This window comes from Pseudomonas sp. 1D4 (assembly GCF_001728925.1).
GTDB lineage: Bacteria > Pseudomonadota > Gammaproteobacteria > Pseudomonadales > Pseudomonadaceae > Metapseudomonas > Metapseudomonas otitidis.
This window is the reverse complement of the sequence record NZ_LXJQ01000032.1, coordinates 37,610-63,995: the sequence shown is the minus strand read 5'-3', so window position 1 is coordinate 63,995 and position 26,386 is coordinate 37,610. Positions and strand designations below refer to the sequence as shown.

Annotated in this window: 24 protein-coding genes and 3 pseudogenes; 10 read left to right on the top strand and 17 right to left on the bottom strand. The window is 63.4% G+C overall.

Going from position 1 to position 26,386, the window contains the following annotated elements:
• Positions 1 to 128 precede the first annotated feature (128 nt).
• Positions 129 to 617, top strand: a complete 489-nt coding sequence (locus tag A7D27_RS16890; RefSeq protein ID WP_083265663.1) for a hypothetical protein — start codon at positions 129 to 131, stop codon at positions 615 to 617.
• A 32-nt stretch (positions 618 to 649) separates the two neighbouring features.
• Here the strand turns inward: A7D27_RS16890 and hemN are convergent, their stop codons facing one another.
• The 14 genes from hemN to ccoN (A7D27_RS16820) form a co-directional block, all read right to left on the bottom strand.
• Positions 650 to 2,032: an oxygen-independent coproporphyrinogen III oxidase gene (hemN, locus tag A7D27_RS16885; RefSeq protein WP_069565507.1), complete on the bottom strand. Its 1,383-nt coding sequence runs from the start codon at positions 2,030 to 2,032 to the stop codon at positions 650 to 652.
• A 123-nt stretch (positions 2,033 to 2,155) separates the two neighbouring features.
• The gene (locus A7D27_RS16880) at positions 2,156 to 2,839 is read right to left on the bottom strand and encodes a sulfite exporter TauE/SafE family protein (protein WP_069565506.1); all 684 of its coding nucleotides are present in this window, start codon (positions 2,837 to 2,839) and stop codon (positions 2,156 to 2,158) included.
• Positions 2,832 to 3,050: a cbb3-type cytochrome oxidase assembly protein CcoS gene (gene ccoS, locus A7D27_RS16875; RefSeq protein ID WP_069560289.1), complete on the bottom strand. Its 219-nt coding sequence runs from the start codon at positions 3,048 to 3,050 to the stop codon at positions 2,832 to 2,834. The genes A7D27_RS16880 and ccoS overlap by 8 nt, the downstream gene beginning before the upstream one ends.
• 46 nt (positions 3,051 to 3,096) lie before the next feature.
• Positions 3,097 to 5,496 carry a heavy metal translocating P-type ATPase gene (locus A7D27_RS16870; RefSeq protein ID WP_069565505.1) on the bottom strand — a complete coding sequence of 800 codons (2,400 nt, stop codon included), beginning with the start codon at positions 5,494 to 5,496 and terminating at the stop codon, positions 3,097 to 3,099.
• Positions 5,497 to 5,505: 9 nt separating this feature from the next.
• Positions 5,506 to 6,003 carry a FixH family protein gene (locus A7D27_RS16865; protein ID WP_069565504.1) on the bottom strand — a complete coding sequence of 166 codons (498 nt, stop codon included), beginning with the start codon at positions 6,001 to 6,003 and terminating at the stop codon, positions 5,506 to 5,508.
• A gap of 12 nt (positions 6,004 to 6,015) precedes the next feature.
• Positions 6,016 to 7,431: a cytochrome c oxidase accessory protein CcoG gene (ccoG, locus tag A7D27_RS16860; RefSeq protein ID WP_069560286.1), complete on the bottom strand. Its 1,416-nt coding sequence runs from the start codon at positions 7,429 to 7,431 to the stop codon at positions 6,016 to 6,018.
• Between the two features lie 140 nt (positions 7,432 to 7,571).
• Positions 7,572 to 8,546, bottom strand: a complete 975-nt coding sequence (ccoP, locus tag A7D27_RS16855; protein WP_069560285.1) for a cytochrome-c oxidase, cbb3-type subunit III — start codon at positions 8,544 to 8,546, stop codon at positions 7,572 to 7,574.
• Positions 8,543 to 8,731, bottom strand: a complete 189-nt coding sequence (locus tag A7D27_RS16850; RefSeq protein WP_069560284.1) for a CcoQ/FixQ family Cbb3-type cytochrome c oxidase assembly chaperone — start codon at positions 8,729 to 8,731, stop codon at positions 8,543 to 8,545. Before A7D27_RS16850 ends, ccoP (A7D27_RS16855) begins: the two co-directional genes overlap by 4 nt.
• Before the next feature lie 5 nt (positions 8,732 to 8,736).
• Positions 8,737 to 9,348 carry a cytochrome-c oxidase, cbb3-type subunit II gene (gene ccoO / locus A7D27_RS16845; RefSeq protein ID WP_069565503.1) on the bottom strand — a complete coding sequence of 204 codons (612 nt, stop codon included), beginning with the start codon at positions 9,346 to 9,348 and terminating at the stop codon, positions 8,737 to 8,739.
• Complete coding sequence (gene ccoN / locus A7D27_RS16840) at positions 9,348 to 10,787, bottom strand: cytochrome-c oxidase, cbb3-type subunit I (RefSeq protein ID WP_069560282.1); 1,440 nt, start codon at positions 10,785 to 10,787, stop codon at positions 9,348 to 9,350. The genes ccoO (A7D27_RS16845) and ccoN (A7D27_RS16840) overlap by 1 nt, the downstream gene beginning before the upstream one ends.
• A gap of 436 nt (positions 10,788 to 11,223) precedes the next feature.
• Complete coding sequence (gene ccoP / locus A7D27_RS16835; protein WP_069560281.1) at positions 11,224 to 12,162, bottom strand: cytochrome-c oxidase, cbb3-type subunit III; 939 nt, start codon at positions 12,160 to 12,162, stop codon at positions 11,224 to 11,226.
• Positions 12,159 to 12,341 (bottom strand): CcoQ/FixQ family Cbb3-type cytochrome c oxidase assembly chaperone, encoded by a 183-nt coding sequence (locus tag A7D27_RS16830; protein WP_069565502.1) that lies wholly within the window; start codon positions 12,339 to 12,341, stop codon positions 12,159 to 12,161. The genes ccoP (A7D27_RS16835) and A7D27_RS16830 overlap by 4 nt, the downstream gene beginning before the upstream one ends.
• Positions 12,342 to 12,344: 3 nt before the next feature.
• Positions 12,345 to 12,956: a cytochrome-c oxidase, cbb3-type subunit II gene (gene ccoO / locus A7D27_RS16825; protein WP_069565501.1), complete on the bottom strand. Its 612-nt coding sequence runs from the start codon at positions 12,954 to 12,956 to the stop codon at positions 12,345 to 12,347.
• Between the two features lie 11 nt (positions 12,957 to 12,967).
• Positions 12,968 to 14,392, bottom strand: a complete 1,425-nt coding sequence (gene ccoN, locus A7D27_RS16820) for a cytochrome-c oxidase, cbb3-type subunit I (protein WP_069560279.1) — start codon at positions 14,390 to 14,392, stop codon at positions 12,968 to 12,970.
• Positions 14,393 to 14,438: 46 nt separating this feature from the next.
• On the opposite strand from ccoN (A7D27_RS16820), the gene A7D27_RS16815 reads away from it, so the two are divergent.
• Positions 14,439 to 15,122 carry an alpha/beta family hydrolase gene (locus A7D27_RS16815; RefSeq protein WP_371850553.1) on the top strand — a complete coding sequence of 228 codons (684 nt, stop codon included), beginning with the start codon at positions 14,439 to 14,441 and terminating at the stop codon, positions 15,120 to 15,122.
• Between the two features lie 15 nt (positions 15,123 to 15,137).
• Here A7D27_RS16815 and A7D27_RS16810 read toward each other — a convergent pair whose 3' ends face one another.
• Positions 15,138 to 15,608, bottom strand: a complete 471-nt coding sequence (locus tag A7D27_RS16810) for an Lrp/AsnC family transcriptional regulator (RefSeq protein ID WP_069560277.1) — start codon at positions 15,606 to 15,608, stop codon at positions 15,138 to 15,140.
• A gap of 130 nt (positions 15,609 to 15,738) precedes the next feature.
• Between A7D27_RS16810 and kynB the strand changes: the two genes are divergently transcribed.
• From kynB to A7D27_RS16775, 8 genes and pseudogenes are all read left to right on the top strand, one after another.
• Complete coding sequence (gene kynB / locus A7D27_RS16805) at positions 15,739 to 16,380, top strand: arylformamidase (RefSeq protein WP_139134115.1); 642 nt, start codon at positions 15,739 to 15,741, stop codon at positions 16,378 to 16,380.
• 9 nt (positions 16,381 to 16,389) lie between these two features.
• Positions 16,390 to 17,640, top strand: coding sequence for a kynureninase (kynU, locus tag A7D27_RS16800; protein WP_069565500.1), 1,251 nt, complete (start codon positions 16,390 to 16,392; stop codon positions 17,638 to 17,640).
• Positions 17,641 to 17,708: 68 nt separating this feature from the next.
• A complete protein-coding gene (locus tag A7D27_RS16795; protein ID WP_069565499.1) occupies positions 17,709 to 19,019 on the top strand; it encodes an OprD family porin in 1,311 nt (436 codons plus the stop codon).
• A gap of 31 nt (positions 19,020 to 19,050) precedes the next feature.
• On the top strand, positions 19,051 to 20,469 hold the full coding sequence (locus A7D27_RS16790) for an amino acid permease (RefSeq protein WP_069560274.1): 1,419 nt from the start codon (positions 19,051 to 19,053) through the stop codon (positions 20,467 to 20,469).
• A 136-nt stretch (positions 20,470 to 20,605) separates the two neighbouring features.
• Positions 20,606 to 21,136 carry a hypothetical protein gene (locus tag A7D27_RS16785; protein WP_139131094.1) on the top strand — a complete coding sequence of 177 codons (531 nt, stop codon included), beginning with the start codon at positions 20,606 to 20,608 and terminating at the stop codon, positions 21,134 to 21,136.
• Positions 21,137 to 21,449: 313 nt separating this feature from the next.
• A pseudogene (locus tag A7D27_RS29195) lies at positions 21,450 to 22,220 on the top strand (PAS domain-containing protein); the annotation flags it as partial.
• 78 nt (positions 22,221 to 22,298) lie between these two features.
• On the top strand, positions 22,299 to 22,748 hold the full coding sequence (locus tag A7D27_RS29190; protein WP_371850554.1) for a methyl-accepting chemotaxis protein: 450 nt from the start codon (positions 22,299 to 22,301) through the stop codon (positions 22,746 to 22,748).
• A gap of 92 nt (positions 22,749 to 22,840) precedes the next feature.
• Positions 22,841 to 23,311, top strand: a pseudogene (locus tag A7D27_RS16775) (zinc-binding dehydrogenase); the annotation flags it as partial.
• Positions 23,312 to 23,553: 242 nt separating this feature from the next.
• On the opposite strand, the gene A7D27_RS27275 reads toward A7D27_RS16775, so the two are convergent.
• Entirely contained in the window at positions 23,554 to 24,921 is a 1,368-nt protein-coding gene (locus A7D27_RS27275) for a DsbA family protein (protein WP_083265662.1), read from the bottom strand.
• Positions 24,922 to 25,043: 122 nt separating this feature from the next.
• Positions 25,044 to 26,182: pseudogene (locus tag A7D27_RS16770) on the bottom strand (IS256 family transposase).
• Between the last annotated feature and the right edge of the window lie 204 nt (positions 26,183 to 26,386).

The window sequence follows — 26,386 nt, the reverse complement described above, 5'->3', positions numbered from 1 at the left end:
AAACACGTAGAAGGCGTAAGGGTAACGCAGGCTGGGGGGGGAGGGCTAGAAAAAGGCCATCGCAAACGTTGCTCAAGTTGGCGCCGGAACGGCCGAAAACCTGGCGTGAGTCCAAGGGAGCAAGTGTGATGAGGATCGACATCTCCGGTTGGCCATTTTCCAGCCAGCACACGGCGACGCTTCGGGGCGCCAAGGCCGAGGGTGTGAAGGATGCGGCACAGGAGGATGAGACCAAGACCGCCAAGGGCGCGTCCATTTCCGAACAACCAGGTGTGAAGGTGAGCCTTTCCAGGGAGGGGGTGGTCCGCTCCGAGGGGACGGGCAAGGACGATGACATCGATGAGAGCGGACTGCCGGATGCCATCAAGCAGATCCTCAAAATGATCCGCCGCTTGCGGGAGCAGGTGGAGGAGAAGAAGAAGGAGCTTCAGGAGGTGGCGATGGACGGCAGCCTGGATGAGGAAACCCGCAAGCTGCGCCAGCAGCAGTTGCAGGGGGAACTGGCCAGCCTGAACTCAGCGCTGACTACGGCCCTGGTCAACCTGCGCAAGGCGATGAAGGAGTCGAAGCTCAGTGATGAGCAATCGATCAAGGCAATGAGCCTGGCCATGAAGTGAGCGAAAGGCCCGCCCCGTTCGGGGCGGGTTTTTCAGATCACCCGGGAGAAGCGCTGGGTGGTTTCCGGCGTGAGGTAGTGATCGAACAGCATGCACACCGAGCGTACCAGTAGTCGGCCGGTGGGCTGGATGTCGATGCGGCGGTCGGTGAGGCTGATCAGCCCGTCCCGCGCCATGGCTTCGAGCTGGGGCCACACGGCGTCGAAGTATCCCCTGAACTCGATGTTGAAGCGCGACTCGATGGCTTCGAAGTCCAATTCGAACTCGCAGATCAGCTGCTGGATCACCGCGCGGCAGATGCGGTCGTCCTCATTGCAGGACAGGCCTCGACGGGTTGCCAGTTGATCGGTGCCGAGGGTTTCCTGGTAGGTGTTGAGGTTGCTGTCGTTCTGGCAGTACAAGTCGCCGACCTGGCTGATGGCGGAGACGCCCAGGCCGATCAGGTCGCAGTGCCCATGGGTGGTATAGCCCTGGAAGTTACGTTGCAGGCGGCCGTCTTCCTGAGCGATGGAGAGCTCGTCGTCGGGCAGGGCGAAGTGGTCCATGCCGATATAGCGGTAGCCGGCCCGGGTCAGTTGCTCGATGCTGCCCTGGAGCATTTCCAGCTTGTGGGCCGGGCTGGGCAGCTCTTCGCTGCGGATGCGCCGCTGGGGCATGAAGCGTTCCGGCAGGTGGGCGTAGTTGAAGACCGAGAGGCGGTCGGGTTGTAGTGCGATCACCTCTGCGACGGTACGCGCGAAGCTCTCCGGAGTTTGTCGCGGCAGGCCGTAGATCAGGTCGATGTTCACCGAGCGGAACTGCAGGGTCCGGGCCGCTTCGATGATGCCGCGCGTCTCGGACAGGCTCTGCAGGCGATTCACCGCGAGTTGCACGGATGGATCGAGGTCTTGCACGCCCAGGCTGACGCGGTTGAAGCCCAGCTCACGTAGCAGGCCCATGGTGGACCAGTCCGCTTCGCGTGGGTCGATCTCGATGCCGTAGTCGCCCGAGTCGTCGTCCAGCAGGTTGAAGTGCTTGCGCAGGTGGCCCATCAAGCGGCGCAGCTCGTCATGACTGAGGAAGGTGGGGGTGCCGCCGCCGAAGTGCAACTGCTCCACCCGCTGCTGCGGATCGAGGTGGCAGGCGATGAGTTCGATCTCGCGCTCGAGCTTCTCCAGGTAGGGGAGGGCTCGGCCACGGTCCTTGGTGATGACTTTGTTGCAGGCGCAGTAGTAGCAGATGTTCGCGCAGAAAGGGACGTGGACGTAGAGCGACAGCGGGCGCTGTGCCTTGCGGCTGTCGCGCAGGGCGTGCAGCAGGTCGAAGGAGCCGATGCGATCGTTGAATTGCACGGCGGTGGGGTAGGAGGTGTAGCGGGGGCCTGCCGCGTCGTAGCGGCGGATCAGGCCGGAGTCCCAGCGGATATCGTCGAGCATGCGGGCAATCCAGGATCAGCAGTCAGTGGCGCGAGTCTAGGTGCCGCCCGGCCATGGCTTGTTGATCTGAGTCATGCTGTCGCAGAGCCCCGCCGCATGCGGTTGAGCGGTCTTTCGGGGGGGTCAGTGCCCCATCAGCCAGTGCTGGTGCGGGCCGGGAAGCGTCCAGATACCGAACAGCATCACCAGCACACCGCCTGTGATGCGGACGCCGCGCTTGCGCAGCAGGGCGGTCAGGCGTTCGGCGGCGAGGCCGGTGGCCAGCAGCACCGGCCAGGTGCCGAGGCCGAAGGCAAGCATGAGCAGGGCGCTGTCGCCGGCCGACCCCTGGCTCGCGGACCAGAGCAGCGTGCTGTAGACCAGGCCGCACGGCAGCCACCCCCAGAGCGCGCCGAGCAACAGGGCGCGAGGCACGGTGGAGACCGGTAGCAGGCGGCTCGCCACCGGCTGGATATGGCGCCAGAGGCCGCGCCCAAGGGCTTCGATGCGGGTCAGGCCGCTCCACCAGCCGGCGAGATAGAGGCCCATGCACACCAGCAGCAGGCCTGCCACCACGCGCATTGCCGTTGCCGCCGGGCTGTTGGCCACGGCCCAGCCGGCCAGGCCGATGAGCAGGCCGGCCGTGGCGTAGCTGAGGATGCGTCCGAGGTTGTAGGCCAGCAGCAGGCGCAAGCGGCGGGCACGTTGTTCTGGTGGGATGGCCAGGGTCAGGGCGCCCATCAGGCCGCCGCACATGCCGATGCAGTGACCACCGCCCAGTAGGCCGAGGATCAGTGCCGACACCAGTTGCGGGGCAAGGTCAGGCACCGTCGCGGTCCTTGTCCTGCTCGTCGTTCTCGGCCTCGTCCGCCTCGGCGATGCCGGCTTTGTGGCCTGGGTCTTCATCGTCGAAGAGGATGCTGTGGGCGGGGCCGTCGAGGTCGTCGTACTGGCCACTGTCCACTGCCCAGAAGAACAGCCAGATGGCGAAGCCTACCAGGCCGATGGCGACGGGAATGAGGATGTAGAGCGCAGGCATCGGGAGTCTCGTTGTCAGGGCTGGGCGGAGGATGCCGGGCTGGCCGCTAGGTGCGCGCCAGCCGAAGGGCGTTGACCACCACCAGCAGTGAGCTGACCGACATGCCGAAGGCTGCCCAGAGCGGGGTGACCCAGCCCAGGGCAGCGAACGGCAGAACGCTGCCATTGTACAGCGTCGCCCAGGCCAGGTTCTGGATGATGATGCGGCGGGTGCGCGAGGCGACCGACAGCGCCTGGACCAGGCTTTCCAGTCGGTTCGAGAGCAGCACTGCGTCGGCGCTGGTCTTGGCCAGGTCGGTGGCGCTGCCCATGGCCACGCTGATATCAGCGCAGGCCAGAACTGGGACGTCGTTGACGCCGTCGCCCAGCATCAGCACACGCCGGCCTTGCTGGTGCAGCTCCCGCAGGACGTCCAGCTTGGCGTCGGGGCTGAGACCGCCACGGGCGTCGTCGATACCAAGCTGGCGGGCGATCTCGCCGACCATCGGCGAGCTGTCGCCGGACAGCAGCATGATCCGCCAGCCTCTGGCCCTGCAGGCCTCCACCAGCAGCGGGGCGTCTTCGCGCAGACGATCGTCGAGCACCAGCCAGGCCAGCGGCCCGTTGTCATCGCCCAGCAGCAGCCATTGGCCCTGCTGACCTGGAATGGCGGGTGCTGTCCAGCTACCGAGTTCGGCAACGAAGTCGGCCTGGCCAATGCGTAGACGGCGCCCTTCGACGAGGCCTTCAAGCCCTTTGCCGGGGATGCTGCGCACCTCGTCGGCGGCCACCGGCGCACGGCCGAAGGCACGGGCAATGGGGTGTTCGGAGCGGTTTTCGAGTGCAGCGGCCAGGGCCAGGCAGGCGTCGCCGTCCAGGCTCGCGAGGGGGTGGATGGCGCTGAGGGTCAGCCGGCCCTCGGTGAGGGTGCCGGTCTTGTCGAAGATCACCGTGTCGATGTGGTTCAGCCCTTCCAGCACATGCCCCCGGGTCAGCAGGAGCCCGAGCTTGTGCAGACTGCCAGTGGCGGTGGTGAGGGCGGTGGGGGTCGCGAGGGCCAGTGCGCAGGGGCAGGTGGCGACCAGCAGCGACAGCACGACCCAGAAGGCGCGGGAGGCGTCGATTTCCCACCAGATCAGCCCGACCACGGCGGCCGCCAGCAGGACGAAGATGAGGAACCACTGGGCGACCTTGTCCGCCAGTTCGGCGAGGCGCGGCTTGTCGGCCTGGGCGCGTTCCAGCAGGCGCACGATGGCGGACAGCCGGGTCTTGTCGCCCAGGGCCTGTACTTCGAGGGTCAGTGGCCCTTCGACGTTGAGCGTGCCGGCGGTGACGGCATCGCCCGGGTTGCGCGGCAGGGGCAGGTATTCGCCGGTGAGCAGGGACTCGTCGACGCTGGAGCGGCCTTCAAGGATCACGCCGTCGGCTGGCAGCAGGGCGCCTGGCGGTACCAGGACGCGGTCGCCCAGCTTCAGCTCGTCGAGGAGGATGCGCTGGCCTTGTCCGGCGTCATCCAGGCGCAGGCAGGAGGCGGGCAGCAGGTTGACCAGTTGGGCGGTGGCAGCGGCAGTCCGCTCCCGGGCACGGCGTTCGAGGTAGCGTCCGGCCAGCAGGAAGAGGGCGAACATGCCCACGGCGTCGTAGTACAGCTCGCCCGTACCGGTGACCGTCGACCAGATGCCTGCCACGTAGGCACCGCCGATGGCCAGGGACACGGAGACGTCCATGCTCAGGTGGCGGGTGCGCAGGTCCCTCAGGGCGCCGCGGAAGAACTGGCCGCAGCAATAGAAGACGATGGGCGTAGTGAGGAACAGACTGACCCAGCGCAGAATCTTGTCCAGCTCCGGCGTCAGATCGATGTTGAATTCGGGCCAGGTGGCCATTGCGGCCATCATCACCTGCATCCACAGCAGGCCGGCGACACCCAGTTGGCGCATGGCGCGGCGGTTCTCGGTGGCCAGTCGCTCGGCGGCTTCGTCGGCCTTGTAGGGGTGGCCGGCATAGCCGATACGGCGCAGTTCCTTGAGCAGGCCGCTGAGGGGGATCTGACTATCGGCCCAACGTACCTGGAGCCGGTGGTTGGACAGGTTGAGTCGCGCCTCGGCAACACCCGGCAGGCCGCGCAGGTGCTTCTCGATCAGCCAGCCGCAGGCTGCGCAACTGATGCCTTCGATGAGAAGGCTGGTTTCGCTGAGTTCGCCTTCGTGCTGGACGAAGGGCCGCTGGACATCTGCGCGGTCAAACAGCGCCAGTTCGTCCGGCAGGGCGCCGGGAAGGGCGTCGGGGTTGGCGGCGGTCTCGCTGCGATGGCGGTAGTAGCTTTCCAGTCCACCGGCGACGATGGCTTCGGCTACGGCCTGGCAGCCCGGACAGCACATGGCCCTCGTCTCTCCAAGCACGAGGGCCTCGTAAGGGCTGCCGGCAGGAACCGGCAAGCCGCAGTGGTAGCAGTTGAGTGGGGCGGGCATGGGCAGGGCTTATTCGCCGAGCTGGGTTACGCCACCCGCCTCAAGGTTTTCCTCTTCGAAGAGGCGCCAGTCCTGGCCGTTTTCCTGGCCGATCAGCTCGACGAAGCGGCGTCCTCCGACGCCATCTTCCAGGTGCCCGACGTAGAGACCGGATGCCTTGGGCTGGAGCACGACACGGCGATCCTTCTCCGGCTGGGTAGGGGAGAGGAGGCTGAGCACCAGATGCTGGGGCTGGCTCTTGCCGTCGAGACGGATCTCGACCTCGCCGCTGCCATTGTCGAAGCGGAGCTCGGCACGCATGCCCAGGCTTTGGGCCAGGTTCTCGCGCTCCAGGGAGGTGTTGATGCCCTTGCCGACCTCGTAGTAGTTGTCCGCCACCAGGCTCGGTGGGTTCTTGATGGCGACTACCAGCATGGTGGTCCCCAGCACGACGGAGGTGCCGAGGATGCCGAGGATGAACCACGGCCAGGGTTGCTTGTACCAGGGGCTTGGGGCTTCGGACTGCATGCTATTCCCGTTCTAGCGGACGCTGGGGCCGATGAAGCGGCTGTCGGCGTCGTTCTCGATACTGGCGTCATCTGCCGCGTGGACACGGAAGATGATGGTGTTGGTGCTGGACGGCAGCTTCTCCGGGTCGATGGACAGTTCCACCGGTACGGACAGCACTTCGCCTGCCTCGGCACGCACCTCGCGCTTGCCCTCCCAGACCAGGCCATCGAGGCCGTCGGCTTCAAGAACGAAGTCGATGTCCTTCTGAGCCTTGTTCATGATCTTCAAGGTATAGACGTTCTCGATGCGGCCTTGCTCGTTTTCGCGGTAGAGCACCCGATCCTTGATGACGTCCAGCTCCACCAGGGAGCGGGCGCTGACGGCATAGCCGAACAGGCTGATCATCGCGACGAGGGCGGCAGCGTAACCGATCAGGCGGGGACGCAATAGGTGCGTCTGCTGGCCGTTCAGATTGTGTTCAGTGGTGTAGCTGATCAGCCCCTTGGGATAGTTCATCTTCTCCATGATGCTGTCGCAGGCGTCGATGCAGGCAGCGCAGCCGATGCATTCGATCTGCAGGCCATCACGGATATCGATGCCGGTGGGGCAGACCTGGACGCACATGGTGCAGTCGATGCAATCACCCAGGCCCTGGGCCTTGTAGTCGACATTCTTCTTGCGTGGGCCGCGGGATTCGCCGCGACGTGGATCGTAGGAGACGATCAGGGTGTCCTTGTCGAACATCACGCTCTGGAAGCGAGCATAGGGGCACATGTAGATGCACACCTGCTCGCGCAGCCAGCCGGCATTGCCGTAGGTGGCCAAGGTGAAGAAACCGACCCAGAAGTAGGCCCAGCCGTCCGCGTTGCCGGTGAAGAGGTCTGTCATCAGGTCGCGGATGGGGGTGAAGTAGCCGACGAAGGTCAGGCCGGTGACGAAGCCGATCAGCAGCCAGAGGCTGTGCTTGGCCGACTTGCGAAGAAATTTGTTGGCGCTGGCGGGAGCCTTGTCGAGCTTCATGCGTTGGTTGCGGTCACCCTCGGTGACTTTCTCGCACCACATGAAAATCCAGGTCCACACGCTCTGCGGGCAGGTGTAGCCACACCAGACGCGGCCGGCGAACACCGTGATGAAGAACAGGCCGAAGGCGCAGATGATCAGCAGCCACGAAAGAAGGACGAAGTCCTGAGGCCAGAAGGTGGCGCCGAAGATGTAGAACTTGCGTTCCGGCAGGTTCCACCAGACGGCCTGGCGGTCATTCCAGGTCAGCCAGACGGTGCCGAAATAGAGCAGGAAGAGGAATGCGCCTCCTGCCATCCGCAGGTTGCGGAAGAGGCCGGTGAAGGCTCGGGTGTAGATTTTTTCGCGGCTGGCGTAGAGGTCGGTGCTTTGACCGCCTTTTGCCGGGGGAGGGGTAATGTTCTGGACGGGGATCTGTTCGCTCATCTATCTCGTACCACGGCTGTTTGGCTTGCCCCGATCAGTGCTTGCCGAACGGGATCTTAGTGCCACGACACATATGGTACGCCTGATAGCTGCCCGCCATGTGCGACAGTGCGTCGCGCATGGCGGGCATTAGGTGCTGCTTATTTGCCTTCGGCTTCGGTCGCGCCCTTGTGGGAGAGACTGTATACGTAGGCGGCCAGCAGGTGGACCTTGTCGTTACCCAGGTGTTCTTCCTGGGCCGGCATCATGCCCTGGCGACCATAGCGGATGGTCTGCTGCAGTTGGGCAAAGCTGCTGCCGTAGATGAACGCGTTGGGGTGGGTCAGGTTGGGGGCGCCCATCGCCGGCATGCCCTTGCCTTCCGGACCGTGGCAGGCCACGCAGTTGGCGGCGAAGATGGCTTTGCCGTTTTCCGGGTTGGCGTTGGCGTCCTTCGGCAGGTCGCGTCCATCCAGGGTCTTGCGCACGAACGCAGCGACGTCACGCACGCCTTGCTCGCCGATCACTTCGCCCCACGCGGGCATCACGCCGTGACGACCGCCGAGGATGGTGGCCTTGATGGTTTCGGGCTCGCCGCCCCAGCGCCAGTCGGCGTCGGTCAGGTTCGGGAAGCCGTAGGAGCCCTTGGCGTCGGAGCCGTGGCATACCGAGCAGTTGGAGGCGAAGAGACGGCCGCCCATTTTCAGGGCCTTCTCGTCCTTGGCCACTTCCTCGATGGGCATGGCGGCGTACTTCTTGAACAGTGGGCCGTATTGTTGCTCGGCCTTGTACATTTCCTTTTCCCACTGGTGCACGCCGGTCCAACCGCTCTGGCCGTCGGCAAAAGGCTTGTTTTCAGCGACTTTGTCGTAGCCAGGGAAGAAGCCTTTCCAGTTGCCCATGCCCGGGTAGAGGACAAGGTAGCCGACGGCGAACACCAGGGTGCCGACGAACAGCATGAACCACCACTTGGGCAGCGGGTTGTCGTACTCCTCGATGCCGTCGAAGGCGTGGCCGAGGGTTTCTTCAGTGGTTTCCTGGCGCTGGCCCTTGCGGGTGGCAAAGATCAGCACCGCCAGTGCCACCAGGGTGGCGCTGGTCAGGAGGGTTACGTACCAACTCCAGAACGTGGTCATTCGCTCTTACTCCTAGAAGCTTCGTCGTCGCGCTTGGTGTCCGTCGGCTTGTCGTCGGCGAAGGGCAGGTTGGCAGCTTCGTCGAAGCTGCTCTTGCGCTTGCCGTTGTAGGCCCAGAGGACGACGCCGATGAAGGCGACGAACACCAGGATGGTTCCCAGCCCGCGGAGAGTCTGGATATCCATCGTGCTTACCGTTTGTTCTTGATCGAGGTGCCCAGACCCTGGAGGTACGCCACCAGGGCGTCCATCTCGGTCTTGCCCTTGACCGCGTCACGTGCACCGGCAATGTCATCGTCGGTGTAGGGGACGCCGAGGGTACGAAGCGCTTGCATCTTGGCAGCGGTGTCTTTGCCGTCGAGCTTGTTCTCAACCAGCCAGGGGTAGGAGGGCATCTTCGACTCGGGTACCACGTTGCGCGGGTTGTACAGGTGCGCGCGGTGCCAGTCGTCGGAGTAGCGGCCGCCTACGCGGGCCAGGTCCGGGCCGGTCCGCTTGGAACCCCACAGGAAGGGGTGGTCCCAGACGCTTTCACCGGCAACCGAGTAGTGGCCGTAGCGCTCGGTCTCGGCGCGGAAGGGGCGAACCATCTGCGAGTGGCAGCCAACGCAGCCTTCACGGATGTAGATGTCGCGGCCTTCCAGCTCCAGCGCGGTGCGCGGCTTCATGCCTTCGACCGGGGTGTTGGTCACGTCCTGGAAGAACAGCGGGACGATCTGCACGAGACCGCCGATGCTAACGGCGATCACCATGAACAGTGCCAGCAGACCGACGTTCTTCTCGACTAATTCGTGTTGCTTCATTAGTGAGCTCCTTGCGGAATCTGGGCAGCCGCATCGTACTCGGCCGGCTTGGCGGCGCGTACGGTACGGAAGGTGTTGTAGGCCATCAGCAGCATGCCGGTCACGAAGAAGGCACCGCCGATCATGCGCACCAGGTAGCCCGGATGGCTGGCCTCAAGGGCTTCGACGAAGGAGTAGGTGAGGGTGCCGTCTTCGTTGACTGCGCGCCACATCAGACCCTGGGTGATGCCGTTGACCCACATGGAGGCGATGTACAGAACGGTACCGATGGTGGCCAGCCAGAAATGCGCGTTGATCAGGCCGACGCTGTGCATCTGCTCGCGACCGAACACCTTCGGGATCAGGTGGTACAGCGAACCGATGGAGATCATCGCCACCCAGCCGAGGGCGCCGGCATGTACGTGGCCGATGGTCCAGTCGGTGTAGTGGGAAAGGGCGTTGACGGTCTTGATGGCCATCATCGGGCCTTCAAAGGTGGACATGCCGTAGAAGGCCAGGGAAACCACCAGGAAGCGCAGGATGGGATCGGAGCGCAGCTTATGCCAGGCACCCGACAGGCTCATCATGCCGTTGATCATGCCGCCCCAGCTCGGAGCCAGCAGGATCAGGGACATGGCCATGCCCAGGGACTGAGCCCAGTCCGGCAGCGCGGTGTAGTGCAGGTGGTGCGGACCGGCCCAGATGTACAGGGTGATCAGCGCCCAGAAGTGCACGATGGACAGGCGGTAGGAGTAAATCGGACGCTCGGCCTGCTTCGGAACGAAGTAGTACATCATCCCCAGGAAGCCGGTGGTCAGGAAGAAGCCCACCGCGTTGTGGCCGTACCACCACTGGATCATGGCGTCGGTAGCGCCGGCATACAGTGAGTAGGACTTGGTCAGGGTGACCGGGATTTCCATGCTGTTGACGATGTGCAGCATGGCGGTAACCAGGATGAAGGCCCCGAAGAACCAGTTACCGACATAGATGTGTTTGGTCTTGCGCTTGATCACGGTGCCGAAGAACACGAGCGCGTAGGTGATCCAGACCACCGCCAGCAGGATGTCGATCGGCCACTCCAGCTCGGCGTACTCCTTGGAGGAGGTGTAGCCCAGCGGCAGGGTGATGACCGCCAGCACGATCACCGCTTGCCAACCCCAGAAGGTGAACGCGGCGAGAGTGTCGGAGATCAGGCGAGCCTGGCAGGTGCGCTGTACCACGTAGTAGGACGTGGCGAACAGGGCGCAACCACCGAAGGCGAAGATCACCGCGTTGGTATGCAAGGGGCGCAGACGGCCGAAGCTGGTCCACGGAAGGTTCAGGTTGAGTTCCGGCCACACAAGTTGTGCGGCAATGAACACGCCTAGACCCATCCCAATGACCCCCCAGATCACCGTCATAATGGCGAACTGGCGGACCACCTTATAGTTATAAGCAGTCTGACTGATTGCTGTGCTCATGCTAGGGGTTCCACGGTTAATGGAGTTTTTCGGGACAAAAAAGCGGCGGCAAGTATGGAGAAAGAGGGTATGCAATGCAACGACACATGCCGTCACAAACCCGCTTTCCAAGCCCTCTGGAAAGGGTTTCCAACCTGTTTGCCAGGTGTCCCGACCGTGGTTTCCCAGTGATCGGTTCCAGTGCTTTCGAGAGGGGAAAGTCGCCTCGTGGTTATGCCGGGCGGCGACTACGGACCATATTAGTGCAAGGCCCAACTCGTAAAAGGCTACTGGTCGGAACGGGTGCGACATCGCGTCGCACTATATATAAGGAGGGGTGGACACCTCCCTGTGTCCGGTTTGCCCTTCTTGCGTTGGGCTGCCTTTGCGCGGCTTCCGTCAGGCGCCTTTCGGGCCGGGCGGGGTGGCGACGCCTCCTTGCGTCGCCGGTCTCGGGTTACTCCGCTGCGACCTTGTCACCGTCCTTGCGGGACAGGCTGTACACGTAGGCGGCCAGGATGTGGACCTTGTCCTGGCCCAGGTATTGTTCCTGAGCGGGCATCTGGCCGTTGCGACCGTAGCGGATGGTGTGCTGCAACTGAGCCAGGCTGGAGCCGTAGATCCAGGCAGCGGGCTTGGTCAGGTCCGGAGCGCCCATGGCCGGGGTGCCATGGCCCTCCGGGCCGTGGCAGGCCACGCAGGTGCTGGCGAACAGGGCCTTGCCGGCGGTCACGTCGACCTTGGTGTCTTCCGGCAGCTTCAGACCGGCCAGGTCCTGGCGGACATAGGCGGCTACGTTCTTGACGCCATCCTCACCGAGTACTTCACCCCAGGCCGGCATGGCAGCTATGCGACCGTGGAGAATGGAAGCCTTGATGGTTTCGGCATCGCCGCCCCAGCGCCAGCTGTTGTCGGCCAGGTTCGGGAAGCCGACGGCACCCTTGGCGTCCGAGCCGTGGCAGATGGAGCAGTAGGTGGCGAACAGGCGGCCACCCATCTTCAGGGCCTGCGGGTCCTGGGCAACGGCTTCTATCGGCATTGCCGAATACTTGGCGAAGATCGGGCCGTACATCTCGTTGGCCTTGTCCACCTCGCGCTGCCACTGCTTGTCCTGGGTCCAGCCGCCTTCATAGCCCGGCAGTACGCCCTTCCAGTTGCCCAGGCCCGGGTAGAGCGCCAGGTAGCCGAACGTGAAGATGATGGTGCCGACGAACAGCATGAACCACCACTTGGGCAGCGGGTTGTCGTACTCCTCGATGCCGTCGAAGCTGTGGCCCATGGTCTTGTCGACCGTGCCCTTGGCCTCGCCCTTGCGGGTGGCGAAAACCAGCCAGAGCAGCGCCACCAGGGTGAACAGGGTGAGCAGGGAGATGTACCAGCTCCAGAAAGTGCTCATTCGAATGTGCTCCTAGAATCATTCCGGTCTTGCGGGCTTGGCAGGTCGTCGCCGAAGGGCAGCAGGGCGGCCTGGTCGAAATCGGCCTTGCGGCGCCCGCTGTAGGCCCAGCAGATAACCCCGATCATCGCGACCAGCACCGTCAGGGTGCCCAGGCCGCGAAGCGTTCCGATGTCCATGCCTTACCTCTTGTTCTTCAGGCTGGTGCCGAGCACCTGCAGGTAGGCCACCAGTGCGTCCATCTCGGTCTTGCCCTTCACGGCATCGGAGGCACCGGCGATGTCTTCCTCGGTGTAGGGAACGCCCAGCGTGCGCATGGCCGAGAGCTTGGCGGCGGTGTCCTTGCCGTCCAGGGTGTGCTCGACCAGCCAGGGGTAGGCGGGCATCTTCGACTCGGGCACCACGTTGCGCGGGTTGTACAGGTGCGCACGGTGCCAATCGTCGGAGTAGCGGCCGCCTACGCGGGCCAGGTCCGGGCCGGTCCGCTTGGAGCCCCAGAGGAAGGGGTGGTCCCACACGCTTTCACCGGCAACCGAGTAGTGGCCGTAGCGCTCGGTCTCGGCGCGGAAGGGGCGGACCATCTGCGAGTGGCAGCCGACGCAGCCTTCGCGGATGTAGATGTCGCGGCCTTCCAGCTGCAGGGCGGTGTAGGGCTTCATGCCTTCGACCGGGGTGTTGGTCACGTCCTGGAAGAACAGCGGGACGATCTGAACCAGGCCGCCGATGCTGACGGCCAGGATCATGAACAACGCCATCAGGCCGACGTTCTTCTCGATGACTTCATGCTTTTTCATCTATCGGCTCCTCAGGCGATCTGGGCGATGGCGTCGTACTCGGCCGGCTTGGCCGCCTTGACGGTGCGGTAGGTGTTGTAGGCCATCAGCAGCATGCCGGAGAGGAAGATCGCGCCGCCGATCATGCGCACCACGAAGCCGGGGTGGCTGGCTTCCAGCGCTTCGACGAAGGAGTAGGTGAGGGTGCCGTCCTCGTTGACTGCACGCCACATAAGGCCCTGGGCGATGCCGTTGACCCACATCGAGGCGATGTACAGAACGGTGCCGATGGTGGCCAGCCAGAAGTGCGCGTTGATCAGGCCGACGCTGTGCATCTGCTCGCGACCGAACACCTTCGGGATCAGGTGGTACAGCGAGCCGATGGACACCATGGCAACCCAGCCGAGGGCGCCGGCGTGTACGTGGCCGATGGTCCAGTCGGTGTAGTGGGAGAGGGCGTTGACGGTCTTGATGGCCATCATCGGGCCTTCGAAGGTGGACATGCCGTAGAAGGCCAGGGAGACCACCAGGAAGCGCAGGATCGGATCGTCGCGCAGCTTATGCCAGGCGCCCGACAGGGTCATCATGCCGTTGATCATGCCGCCCCAGCTCGGAGCCAGCAGGATCAGGGACATCACCATGCCCAGGGACTGTGCCCAGTCCGGCAGCGCGGTGTAGTGCAGGTGGTGCGGACCGGCCCAGATGTAGACGGCGATCAGTGCCCAGAAGTGCACGATGGACAGGCGATAGGAGTAGACCGGACGGCCAGCCTGCTTCGGCACGAAGTAGTACATCATCCCCAGGAAGCCGGCGGTCAGGAAGAAGCCCACCGCGTTGTGGCCGTACCACCACTGGATCATGGCGTCAGTGGCGCCCGAGTAGAGGGAGTAGGACTTGGTCAGGGTGACCGGGATTTCCAGGTTGTTGACGATGTGCAGAATGGCCACGGTCAGGATGAATCCGCCGAAGAACCAGTTGCCCACGTAGATGTGCTTGGTGCGGCGCTTCATCACGGTGCCGAAGAACACCAGGGCGTAGGCCACCCAGACAACGGTGATGAGCAGGTCGATCGGCCATTCCAGCTCTGCGTATTCCTTCGAGCTGGTCCAGCCCATCGGCAGGCTGATCGCGGCGAGCACGATCACCAGTTGCCAACCCCAGAAGGTGAAGGCCGCGAGGCCATCGGACACCAAGCGGGTCTGGCAAGTACGCTGGACGGCGTAGTAAGAGGTCGCGAACAGCGCGCAGCCACCGAAGGCGAAGATCACCGCGTTGGTGTGCAGCGGGCGCAAGCGGCCAAAGCTGGTCCAGGGAAGGTTGAAATTGAGCTCCGGCCAGGCCAACTGAGCGGCAATGAGAACGCCGAGCCCCATCCCGACGATTCCCCAGACCACCGTCATGATGGCGAACTGGCGGACCACCTTGTAGTTGTAGGCGGTACTGACTTCTGTGTTCATGTGCTTGGGCTTCCGTACACGGTTTTTTAGGAATTGCCGGGAAAGCATGGTTAAACACCCGTTTTGCCCCATTGATCTGGATCAACAGCCAACAGCTAGCGGAGAAGTCCGAATGTTCGTGTGGGAGAGGCCTTCAGGCCCGACTGACAGCACCCTGATACTGGCCCACGGCGCAGGCGCGCCGATGGACAGCCCGTTCATGGATGAAATGGCGCAAAGACTTGCGCAGAGCGGCATCGCGACCGTGCGTTTCGAGTTTCCGTACATGGCCGCGAGACGCGAAGACGGGCGTCGCCGTCCCCCCAATCCGCAGGCCCGATTGCTCGATTGTTGGCGGGACGTGCATGCCCGGGTGCGACAGCAGGTCACGGGGCAACTGGCCATCGGTGGCAAGTCCATGGGCGGGAGGATGGCCAGCCTGCTGGCTGATGAGCTGAAGGCCGACGCCCTGGTCTGCCTCGGTTATCCCTTCTACGCCGCCGGCAAGCCCGAGAAGCCCCGGGTGGCGCACCTGGCGGATCTGCGCACCCGCACCCTCATCGTCCAGGGCGAGCGGGATGCCCTCGGCGACCGCGAAACCGTCGCCGGCTACTGCCTTTCCGACGCCATCCAACTGCACTGGCTGGAAGCCGCGGACCATGACCTGAAGCCTCTCAAGGCGTCCGGCCACACCCACGGCGAGCACCTCCAGGCTGCCGCCGAGCAGATCGCCCGATTCCTCAAGGGGTGAACGGGGGAGGGCGGGTCAGCGGCGCAGCAAGTCCAACGCGCCGCCGCCTTCCTTCACCGTCTGCAGGATGATTTCCGAACGGATGTCGGTCACCCCGTGGGCCCGGTTAAGGCGCGACACGATGAAGTCGGAGAACTGCTTAAGGTTGCGCGCCTGCACCCGCAGCACATAGTTGCTCGCCCCCGTCACGATGTAGGCGCTGACCACTTCCGGCCAGCCCTGTACCTGCTCCACGAAGCGCTCGTGCCAGTCCGCCTCGTCCTGGCGCATGGACACATGCACCAGCGCCTCCAACTCCACCCCCAGGCGCTCCGCGTCCAGCACCGGCCGATACCCCCGCACGATGCCGCTGTCCTCCAGGTTGCGCAGGCGCCGCAGGCAGGCCGACGGCGACAGCGAGACCCGCTCCGCCAGCTCCTGGTTGCTGATACGGCCGTCGTGTTGCAGGCAGTGGAGGATGCGAATGTCAGTGCTGTCCAGGATCATGAGAATAAAATTTCAGGAAAGTTTGTTTTTATAGAATTTACTGCGGCCACATGACGCAAGCGTCGCAAAGATAGCACGATAATTCGAAGGCCTTTGCAGCATGATTTTTTCGCCCAACGAGGAGAAGACCATGCGCAATGAGCCGTTGCTGTGGGACATCAGCCCACCCCTGAACAGCCAGACCCCCACTTGGCCTGGCGACACCCCCTTCCAGCAGCACACCACCTGGCAGATCGATGCGCACTGCCCGGTCAACGTCGGGTGCATCACCCTCTCGCCCCACACCGGCGCCCACGCCGACGCCCCGCTGCACTACGACCCGGCTGGTGTCGCCATCGGCGCCGTCTCGCTCGCGCCCTACCTCGGCCCCTGTCGCGTCATCCACTGCCTGGACGCCGAGGGCCTCGTCGAGCCCCATCACCTGCAGCCGCACCTCGCCGGCGTTCCGCCCCGGGTGCTGATCCGCACCTGCCAGACCGCCCCGCAGGACCATTGGCCCGACACCTTCACCGCCATCACCGCCGACGCCATCGCACTGCTCGCCGCCCATGGCGTCTGCCTGGTGGGCACCGACACCCCGTCCCTCGACCCCCAGCACAGCAAGACCCTCGACGCCCACCGCGCCGTCGCCGCCCACTGCATGGCGATCCTCGAAGGTTTGGTGCTCGACGAGGTAGTCCCCGGCGATTACGAGCTCATCGCCCTGCCGCTCAAGTTCACCCATCTCGATGCCAGCCCGGTTCGCGCCGTGCTGCGTCGCCTGTCGACCTAGGAGCCGACCATGACAACAAGACAGACCTGCCTCGACCTCGACGCCCGTGATGCCCTCGCGCCCCTGCGAGATGACTTCGCCCTGCCCGAAGGCGTCATCTACCTCGACGGCAACTCCCTCGGCGCGCGCCCCAAGGCCGCCCTGGAGCGTGCCCGGCAAGTGGTGGAGGACGAATGGGGCACAGGCCTGATCGGCAGTTGGAACGAAGCCGGCTGGCGCGGCCTGCCCGAGCGCCTCGGCAACCAACTGGCCGAGCTCATCGGCGCCGGCCAGGACGAAGTGGTGATCACCGACACCACCTCCATCAACCTCTTCAAGGTCCTGGTCGCCGCCCTGCGCGTGCAGGCCCAGCGAGACCCCTCGCGCAAGGTCATCGTCACCGAAACCAGCAACTTCCCCACCGACATCTACATGGTCGAAGGCCTCGCCGACCTGCTCCAGCAGGGCTACAGCCTGCGCCTGGTGGACACCCCCGAAGAGCTGCCTGCCGCCATCGGCACCGATACCGCCGTCGCCCTCATCACCCAGGTCAACTACAAGACCGGCTACCTGCACGACATGCAGGCCCTCACCGCACTGGCCCATGAATGCGGCGCGCTGACCATCTGGGACCTCTGCCACTCCGCCGGCGCCGTGCCCATCGACCTCACCGCCGCCAAAGCCGACTACGCCATCGGCTGCACCTACAAGTACCTCAACGGCGGCCCGGGCTCCCCGGCCTTCGTCTGGGTCGCCCCCGCCCTGCGCGAACTGGTCTGGCAGCCGCTGTCCGGCTGGTGGGGCCATGCCCGCCAGTTCGGCATGGAGCCTGCCTACGAGCCGGCCCCCGGCATCGGCCGCTACCTCTGCGGCACCCAGCCGATCACCTCCATGGCCATGATCGAGTGCGGCCTCGAGGTCTATGGCCGAACCAGCATGGAGGCCCTGCGGGAGAAGTCCCTGGCCCTCACCGACCTCTTCATCGAGCGCGTGCAGGCCCGCTGCGGCCAGCACCCGCTCACCCTGGTCACCCCCCTGGAGCACGCCCGCCGTGGCAGCCACGTCAGCTACGAGCACCCCGAGGGCTATGCCATCGTTCAGGCGCTGATCGAGCGGGGCGTAGTCGGCGACTACCGCGAGCCGCGCATCATGCGCTTTGGCTTCACCCCCCTCTACACCCGTTTCGTCGATGTCTGGGACGCCGCCGAACGCCTCGGCGAGATCCTCGACGGCGAAACCTGGCGGCAGGAGCGCTTCATGGCGCGCAAGCAAGTGACCTGACCACCCCGAGAGGCGCCCGGAAGGGCGCCTCCACCTCTCACCCATAACCACAACAAAAGGTCGATGAGATGAACACCGCACGATTGGCCCGCGCCGCCTTGCTCCTGGGTGGCATCACCGTTACCCCGCTGATGGCCGCCGAAAGCCCCGAAGGTTTCCTCGAAGGCAGCCGCCTGCAGCTCAACCAGCGCAACTTCTACTTCCACCGCAACCTGCTCAACAACCCGGGCGGGCAGAACTATCGCGAGGAGTGGGCCCACGGCTTCACCCTCGACTACCAGTCCGGCTACACCCAGGGCACCGTTGGTTTCGGCCTGGACGCCTACGCCAACCTCGGCCTCAAGCTCGACAGCAACCGTGCCCGCACCGGCACCGACCTGCTGCCGATCGACTCCCGGGGCCGCCCCGAAGACAGCCAGGCCGAGATTGGCGGCGCCCTCAAGCTGCGTGTTTCCCGCACCGAATTGAAGTACGGCAGCCAGGCCCTCATGAACCCCGTGTTCGGCACCGGCAACGCCCGCCTGTTCGCTCCCATGCCCATCGGCTTCTCCCTAGGCAGTCGTGAGGTGGAGAACCTGCTGCTGGAGGCCGGGCACTTCACCGCCGGCAACGACGGCAACTCCACCAACAGCGACGGCGCCCTCAAGGCCCTGTTCGCCCAGGTGGAAACCCGTCGCGCCGACTACCTCGGCGGCCAGTGGACACCCAGCGACGCCACCAGCCTCTCCGTCTATGCCTCGCGCTATGAGGACATCTGGCGCCAGTACTACCTCGGCGCCGGCCAGCGCTTCGACCTGGCCGACCAGCAGGCCCTGACCCTCGACTTCAGCCTCTACCGCACCCTCGACCAGGGCCGCAGCCTGGCCGGACGGATCGACACCACCGCCTGGTCCACCTCCGCCCGCTACCGCTTCGGCGCCCATGCCCTGACCCTGGCGCACCAGCGCGTGAACGGCGACCAGCCCTTCGACTACCTCGGTTTCGACCGCCAGCCCGGCACCTCCATCTACCTCGCCAACTCCGTCCAGGTCCTCGATTTCAACGCACCCAACGAGCGCTCCTGGCAAGTGCGCTACGACCTCGATTTCGCCCCCTTCGGCGTGCCCGGCCTCAGCTTCATGAGCCGCTACATCCGTGGCGACCACATCGACGACAGCCATCGCAGCAGCCCCAGCGCCTACCAGCGCTACGGCGAGGCTGGCAAGCGTTGGGAGCGCGACATCGAGCTCGGCTATGTCGTCCAGGGCGGAACCGCCAAGGACCTCTCCATCCGCCTGCGCCAGGCCAGCATCCGCTCCACCGCCCAGGTCGGCCGGGCCGACACCGCCGACAACAACGAACTGCGGGTGATCATCGACTACCCGCTGCAACTGCTCTGAGCCCCGCATAACGACAACACCGAGGCACACGATGAACGACAAGACAGGATTCGCCGCCATCACCGCGCGGGAGCAGGGCCTCAAGCGCCAGCTCACCTCCGGCCAGATGGCCATGATCGCCATAGGCGGTGCCATCGGCACCGGCCTGTTCATGGGCAGCAGCTTCGCCATCGGCTTCGCCGGCCCCGGCGTGCTCATCAGCTACGCCATCGGCGCCCTGATCGCCCTGCTGCTGATGGGCTGCCTGGCCGAAATGACCGTCGCCCACCCCACCTCCGGCTCCTTCGGCGCCTACGCCGAGTTCTACGTCAGCCCCCTGGCGGGCTTCCTCGTCCGCTACGCCTACTGGGCCGCCATCGTCCTCGCGGTCGGCACCGAAGTGACCGCCATCGCCCTGTACATGAAGCACTGGTTCCCCGCCGTCGCCGGTTGGGTCTGGATCCTGCTGTTCTCCGCCGGCCTGGTGGTCACCAACGCCATCAGCGTCAAAGCGTTCGGGCATTTCGAATACGCTTTCTCGGCCATCAAGATCGCCGCCATCGTCGCCTTCATCCTGCTCGGCGCCTGGCTGGTGTTCGGTGGCGGCGACCCCGCCTACGGCTTCCACCACTACGTCGCCCACGGCGGTTTCATGCCCAACGGCATCTCCGGCGTGTGGATCGCCGTGATCATCTCCATCTTCAGCTACCTCAGCATCGAGATGATCGCCGTCGCCGCCGGTGAAGCCGAGCAACCGGAAGTGGCCGTCAAGCGTGCCTTCCGTGTCACCATGGCGCGCCTGCTGGTGTTCTACATCCTCACCCTGGCGCTGATCCTCGCCCTGGTGCCATGGAACCAGTCGGGGCAGGGCGAGCAGAGCCCCTTCGTCATGGTGATGGAGCAGGTGGGCATTCCCGGCGCCACCGGGCTGATCAACTTCGTCATCCTTGTCGCCGCCCTGTCGGCCATGAACAGCCAGCTCTACACCACCACCCGGATGATGTTCAGCCTCGCCCGCGCCGGCCATGCCCCGCGCATCATGGGGCGGCTCGGCAGCAACGGCGTCCCGCTCAACGCCCTGGCCCTGTCGTGTACCGGCATCGCCCTGGCCACCCTGGTCAACCTGGTGTTCCCGGAAGAGTCCTTCATGCTGATGATGGCCATCTCCATCTTCGGCGCGCTGTTCGCCTGGATGATGATCTTCCTCACCCACTACCGCTTCCGCCGCTATCACGCGCGCAACGGCGGCCTGCAGCTGTCCTTCCGCATGTGGGGCTTCCCCTGGGCGACCTTGCTCGGGCTCGGGTTGATGGTGGCCGTGCTCATTACCACCGCCTTCGTCCCGGCCTTCCATATGACCCTGGTCTTCGGCATCCCCTTCCTGCTGGTGCTGTGCGGCGCCTATCGCCTGCTCACACGGCGTGCCAGCCTGCTGGTGGAGGCCGACCAGGCGCCGGTGGGGGAGAGCTGACGCCGCCGCAACCCACCTGGAAAAAGACACGCTTCGGCGTGTCTTTTTCGTTGCGGCGTCGAAGCACACGCGCCTCCATCTGCGAACCCATCGACAGAAACTCATCCCGGGGATTGACCCGGCCCATGCCCCGTTGATGATGGCGCCCTGGGCACGCCCATCCGCAGGCAGGGAAGCCGCTTCGCCGGGCGTCGAGGATGAACCCTACAAGGAAGTCGGCACCATGCAGGGCATGGCATTGATCGGGATGCTGCTGGTGGGCACGCTGCCCGCGCTGCTCCCCGGGCGGCGAGCGTTTCTGGTGGCCCTGGCCGGGGTGGCCGTGCTCTACGGGGCGCAAGTCGCCTGGTTCTTCCGGGCCGTGGAGCGGGACGCGGCCGAGGGGCCCGCCTTCATGGCCGGTATCGCCGTGCTGGGCGTCGAGCAGGTGCTCATCGTTGCCTCGATCATCGGCCGGCTCATCGCCCACTTCCTGGCCCGCCGCCTGGGCCGGTACGCGCGGGCTGGCCTGATCTGCGGGCTTGCCCTGCTGGCGACCAGCCTCTGCGCCTTCTCGCTGAGCGCTTACGCCTCGCCCATGCTCATGGGCGCTGCAGCGCCGTTCGTCTGGTTCTGCCTGGCCTTGCTGCTGGCGCCTCGCTCTCGCCCGGTCCTGTCATCCACCTGACCTGAGCCTGCTGGAAGATGCCGAGTGCCGACCCTGACGGCCAGCCGTATGCACTGCTCAGGCGCGGCGGTAGTTTGCTTGCCAAGCAGTTTCCCGACAGTTGGACAGGGAGTGTTGGCGTGCCTCCTTCGCGTAACCCGCTCGGCGAAGTTCTGCCCGGACGTTTTCGCAGCCAGTGAGGTTGAGGGGGCGCCTTTAGCGCACACCCCGTTTGGCTTGGCTACGCTGAGGGATGCCGCTCCAGCCATGGAGCGAGCACGGCGTGTTTTTATGGGTTTGAAAGTGCCTCGCCCAACGCTAAAAGGAGCTCATCATGCTGTTCAGAAAGAGCCAAGTCAGCCTTGCCCCCAAAACCCCCCAGGACGAAGCCAGCCTCCAGCGCCTACGCGCCATAGAGGACAACGTCGCGTGCGTCTGCTTCACGCCCCGAGGTGACATCCTCACCGCCAACCCCCTGTTCCTACAGGTGGTCGGTTACACCGAGCAGGAGGTGCTCGGCAAGCACCACCGCATCTTCTGCGAAGACAGCTTCCGCAACTCCAGTGACTACGAGCGCTTCTGGACGTCCCTCGCCAACGGCATCTCCCAACGCGGCGTGTTCAAGCGCATTGCCAAGAGCGGCGCAGTGATCTGGCTGGAGGCGACCTACTTCCCCGTCAAGGACGCCACCGGTCGTGTGGTCGAAGTGTTGAAGATCGCCAGCGACGTCACCGAGAAACATGCCGACATGCTGGTGCTGGCCGCACTGAGCGATGCGCTGCGCCGCTCCATGGCCATGATCGAGTTCACCCCCGACGGCGAGATCATCGACGCCAACGACAACTTCCTACGCCTCATGGGCTACAGCCTCAACGGCCTCAAGGGCCGCCACCACCGCATGCTTTGCTTCGACGAGTTCTACAGGGAGAACCCCAATTTCTGGGCCAGCCTCAAGGCCGGCAACTTCCACCGCGGCCACTTCGAGCGCAAGACCGCCTCAGGCAGCACCGTGCACATCGAGGCCAGCTACAACCCGGTGAAGGACGAATCCGGAACCGTGTTCAAGGTGGTCAAGTTCGCCATCGACGTCACCGAACAGGTGCACCGCAACGAAGAGGTCCGGCGTGCCGCCGAACTGTCCTTTGCCACCGCCGAGGAGACCGCGCAGATCTCCAACCGGGGCATGGATTCGCTCAACCAGTCGGTGGCGATCTCCGCCACCACCCTGACCATGGTGAACACCGCCGTGGACCTCATCTCCAAGCTGAACCTTCAGGCCAAGGACATCGAGAACATCGTCACCACCATCCAGGGCGTCGCCGAGCAGACCAACCTGCTGGCCCTCAATGCCGCCATCGAAGCGGCGCGGGCAGGGGACATGGGACGCGGCTTCGCCGTGGTGGCCGACGAAGTGCGGCAACTGGCCGGGCGCACCAGCGGTGCCACTGTCGAGATCAAGAGTGTGGTCACCGAAAACGTGAAGATGACCCAGCAGATCGACGACTACATGAAGAAGATCGAGGCCAGCGCCAAGGACAACAACGCGCAGATCTCCACCGTCGCCACCATCATGGGCGAGATCAGCCGGGGCGCCGAACACGTCGCCAAGGTGGTCTCGGCGCTCTTCAAGTAACCCTGTCGGAGGCGCCCTCCAGCGGGCTCGCCGGCTCGCTCTTCATGCGCAGCATCTCGATGCCGTGTTGCGCCACCCGCCGGCACAGCGTCGCCCGGGAGATGTCCCATGCGCGCAAGGCCAAGGCCCGCGGAGTGGGCGCCAGCCACGCGCTGGCCCCGAATGAATGCGACGTCCTCGCCGAGAACCGCGCGCTCACCCAGAGCCTGGGCGCCGCGTCAGCATTCGAATGCATCGGCAACAAGCACACCGCCAAGCTCGCCATCGACGCCATCGACGCCATCCGCAAGGCCGGCACCTGCGTGCTGGTAGGCATCTTCGAAGAGCCCAGCTCGTTCAACTTCTTCGAACTGGTGGCCACCGAGAAACAGGTCCTCGGCGCCCTGGCCTGCAACGGCGAATTCGCCGACGTCATCGCCTTCATCGCCGACGGCCGTCTCGATATCACGCCCCTGGTCACCGGCCGCATCGAACTGGAGCAGATCGTCGAGAAGGGCTTCGAAGAGCTGGTGCACAACAAGGAGCACAACGTGAAGATCATCGTTTCCCCGCGTGCGGCATAAGCCCCGACTGAGGCCGCGAACTGCGGCCTGACCCCGGCGCCAGGCCGGGTTTTTTAATGTGGGAGGGGGAATAGGTGGACCTTTGATGGGTAGGTATCGGCCAGAAGCGGACGTTTGCCAAAGCTCGTTTGTGAGGATTCGTGGCGTGTACGAAGCCCGGGGCGATTCACGCCTCATAATCGAGCGCGCATCAGACCGATCAGTGAAATCTGCCTGTTTGGGGCGATCAAACGTTCAATAGGTTATCGAGACTGGCTCAATTCTCTAATTTTATAAGCAAGCAACCACAAGCGATCTTGCCCCCAAGCACTCAATATCTCCTTGCCATTGGAATTCAATAGGCGATAACTTGGTACGCCCCAATTGCCGAACTCGTACATCGCCAATCGATTTGTTTCAAGTGTCGTTGCCCAGGAATTATCATGAAGATGGTGTCTTGCTTCGTCCCACCTTAATCCCGCCAGTTCTACGATGCTCTTCATGCCGCTCATGGAGTTTGCATTAATCCCTCTTGCAAAAACTCCATTAAGGAAGGCTCCAATAAAATCATTCCCCTTATTTTGTTGTGATGCCCACATATAAATGCTGTAGCCACGCAATGTAGGCTCGCCAATTGGATCATAGAAGTTGTCAAATGCTACGCCTAGTGTTTTGGCTTCCCGGCTAGAATCGGTGGCAATATAGATCTTTTTCGCTCGAGAAGCAGGCACGCCTCGCATAACCATTGGCAACACTGGTCTTACGACTAAGTTAATCCCAGAGTCCTTGGCGAGTTTGATCGTGGGTTCCCATGCGATGGCCGTATAGGGGCTGCGAAGTGAAACAAAAAACTCAAGGGTTAGCTCTTTAGCACCATCATTAAATACTTCCGGAATTTCGGGGCGAGGAGCAACTAATGAGCTTTTAGAGTTTTTACATGCGCCCAGGGAGATTAGTCGGTTTTCAAGATGATAGAGGCGGTCGACGCCCCAGTACCATTCGCCTTCGTAGTAAAACATGGCCGTATTGTAGTGCTTCAATTTTTTGCGACGACTGACGCCAGATTCAAGTGCCAGGGCAACTTCTTCTGCTGAGGCGGATCCGTATTTTTCAGCTAAGTCTTTTAAGCCCTCTTCATTGTTATTCCACAAGAAACTACTAACTTCGACGCCGGCACTCACAAAGTCATCTGGGTGGAGTCGGCATAAAACTGCATTGGCAATGGCAACAAGTCTCGTGTCGGGCAGCGCTTCTGTGCTATTGAAGCTTAGGCCATAATAAGGAGCAACATTGGCCGCGTCCCTTCTAGACATATCTCGCCATAATTCAAGCTCAGGAAAGTCATCATTTTTCAGCGAAGGAACAAGATGCACTTTAAACTCAATGTCATATCGTGTTTTTAATTTTTCTAAAGCTTGTATGGCCAGGTGAGAGTAGCCGTCGTCAACCTGATGAAAATATTCCACAATATGTCCGCGCCCATCTCTAAGGCGTTTTTTCTCATGCCTTTTCCTGCTCTGTATTAGATATCGCTCACTATTTAAATAGTTCATTACCTTAGATGTGAGCCAGCGTGAAAAAACAGAAGGCGTGCTGCTTGATGAGCCTTTTTGCTTGGTAAACATGGCCATAGAAATATTCCCATATTATTTATAAGTATTTAATTATTTGGATTTCACATGCCTTGTGCTGAAAATTTTCCCAAGCGCTCGCGCTGGAGGGTGTGCAGAATTCTGTGTAACCGGTGTTGAGGTTACTGCGGTGGCAGCCTGTCTTCGTAGCTGATCGTAAAGCGCGTCAGCGCCGCCTTCCAGTCACGGGTCGGCATCGTCCATTTCTTGCTGATGTTGCGCAGGCTCATATTTACCGACTCGATGGCATTGGTGGTGTAGATCACCTTGCGGATCTCCGGCGGGAAGTCGAAGAACGGCGTGATTCGTGACCAGTTGCGGCGCCAGGACTGACCAATCGGCAGGTAGTCATCATCCCACTTGGCCTCGAACTCGCCGAGGCGCAGTTCGGCCTCGTCAGCCGTGCTGGATTGGTAAATCCGCTTCAGGTCAGCGGCGACTTCTGCCCGGCGCTTCCAGGACACGTAGTTCAGGCTGTGCCTGACCATGTGCACGATGCACAGCTGCACGCTGGTGTGGGGGAACATCGCCTCGATGGCCTAGGGGAAGCCTTTCAGGCCATCCACGCAGGCAACGAAGATGTCCTGCACGCCGCGGTTGCGCCGTTCGGTCAAACCTGCAACCAGAATTGGGCGCCTTCGCTCTGGGCGATCCACAGGCCGAGGACTTCCTTCTCGCCGGCCAGGTTGATGCCCAGCGCCAAATACACCGCTTTCACCCGCACGGCACCTTCACGCACTTTGGTTTGGATGCAGTCGAGGTAGACGATGGGATAGACCGTATCGAGCGGGCGCAATTGCCAGCCCTTCACCTCATCGGCTACAGCGTCGGTCACCGAGGAGATCTCGGCGCCCTACATTTCCTGCAAGTGCGCCTGGATCTCGCGCACGGTCATGCTGCGGGCATACAGCGAGAGGATTTTGCCATCGAAGCCCGTCCAGCGAGTCTGGTGCTTCTCGACGATCTGCGGGTCGAACGTGCCGTGACGGTCACGGGGCACCTCGATGGGCAGCTCACCGAACTCGCCCTTGAGCTTCTTGCGATTGGAACCGTTACGGGTATTGCCAGCCGGGTTGCTGACCGGCTGATGCTTGTCGTGCCCCAGGTGATGCGTCAGCTTGGCATCCAGCGCACGCTCGACCAGCTTCTTGGTCTGCTGCTTGAGGATGCCTTCGGCACCGATCAGGTCTTCAAGTTTCTGGTAGTTGGCCAGGAGCTGATCCAGCCGCTCGTCAGTGATGGGGTGTTTCGTCTTGCTCATGGTGTCTTCGGTTCGGAGCGACAGTGTCGCTCATGAGCCGGTTACACAAAAATTCGGACACCCTCGTGCTTGAAGTCCCTTAAGGAGCGTTGTCAGGTACCGCTCTTGGAGCGCTACGCGGCGCACCGGTTACGTTGAGGCTGTGCGGAGCAAACGGCTGCTTCTGGCCGATAACTGCCATTTCCATAAAAAACGCCGCACTCC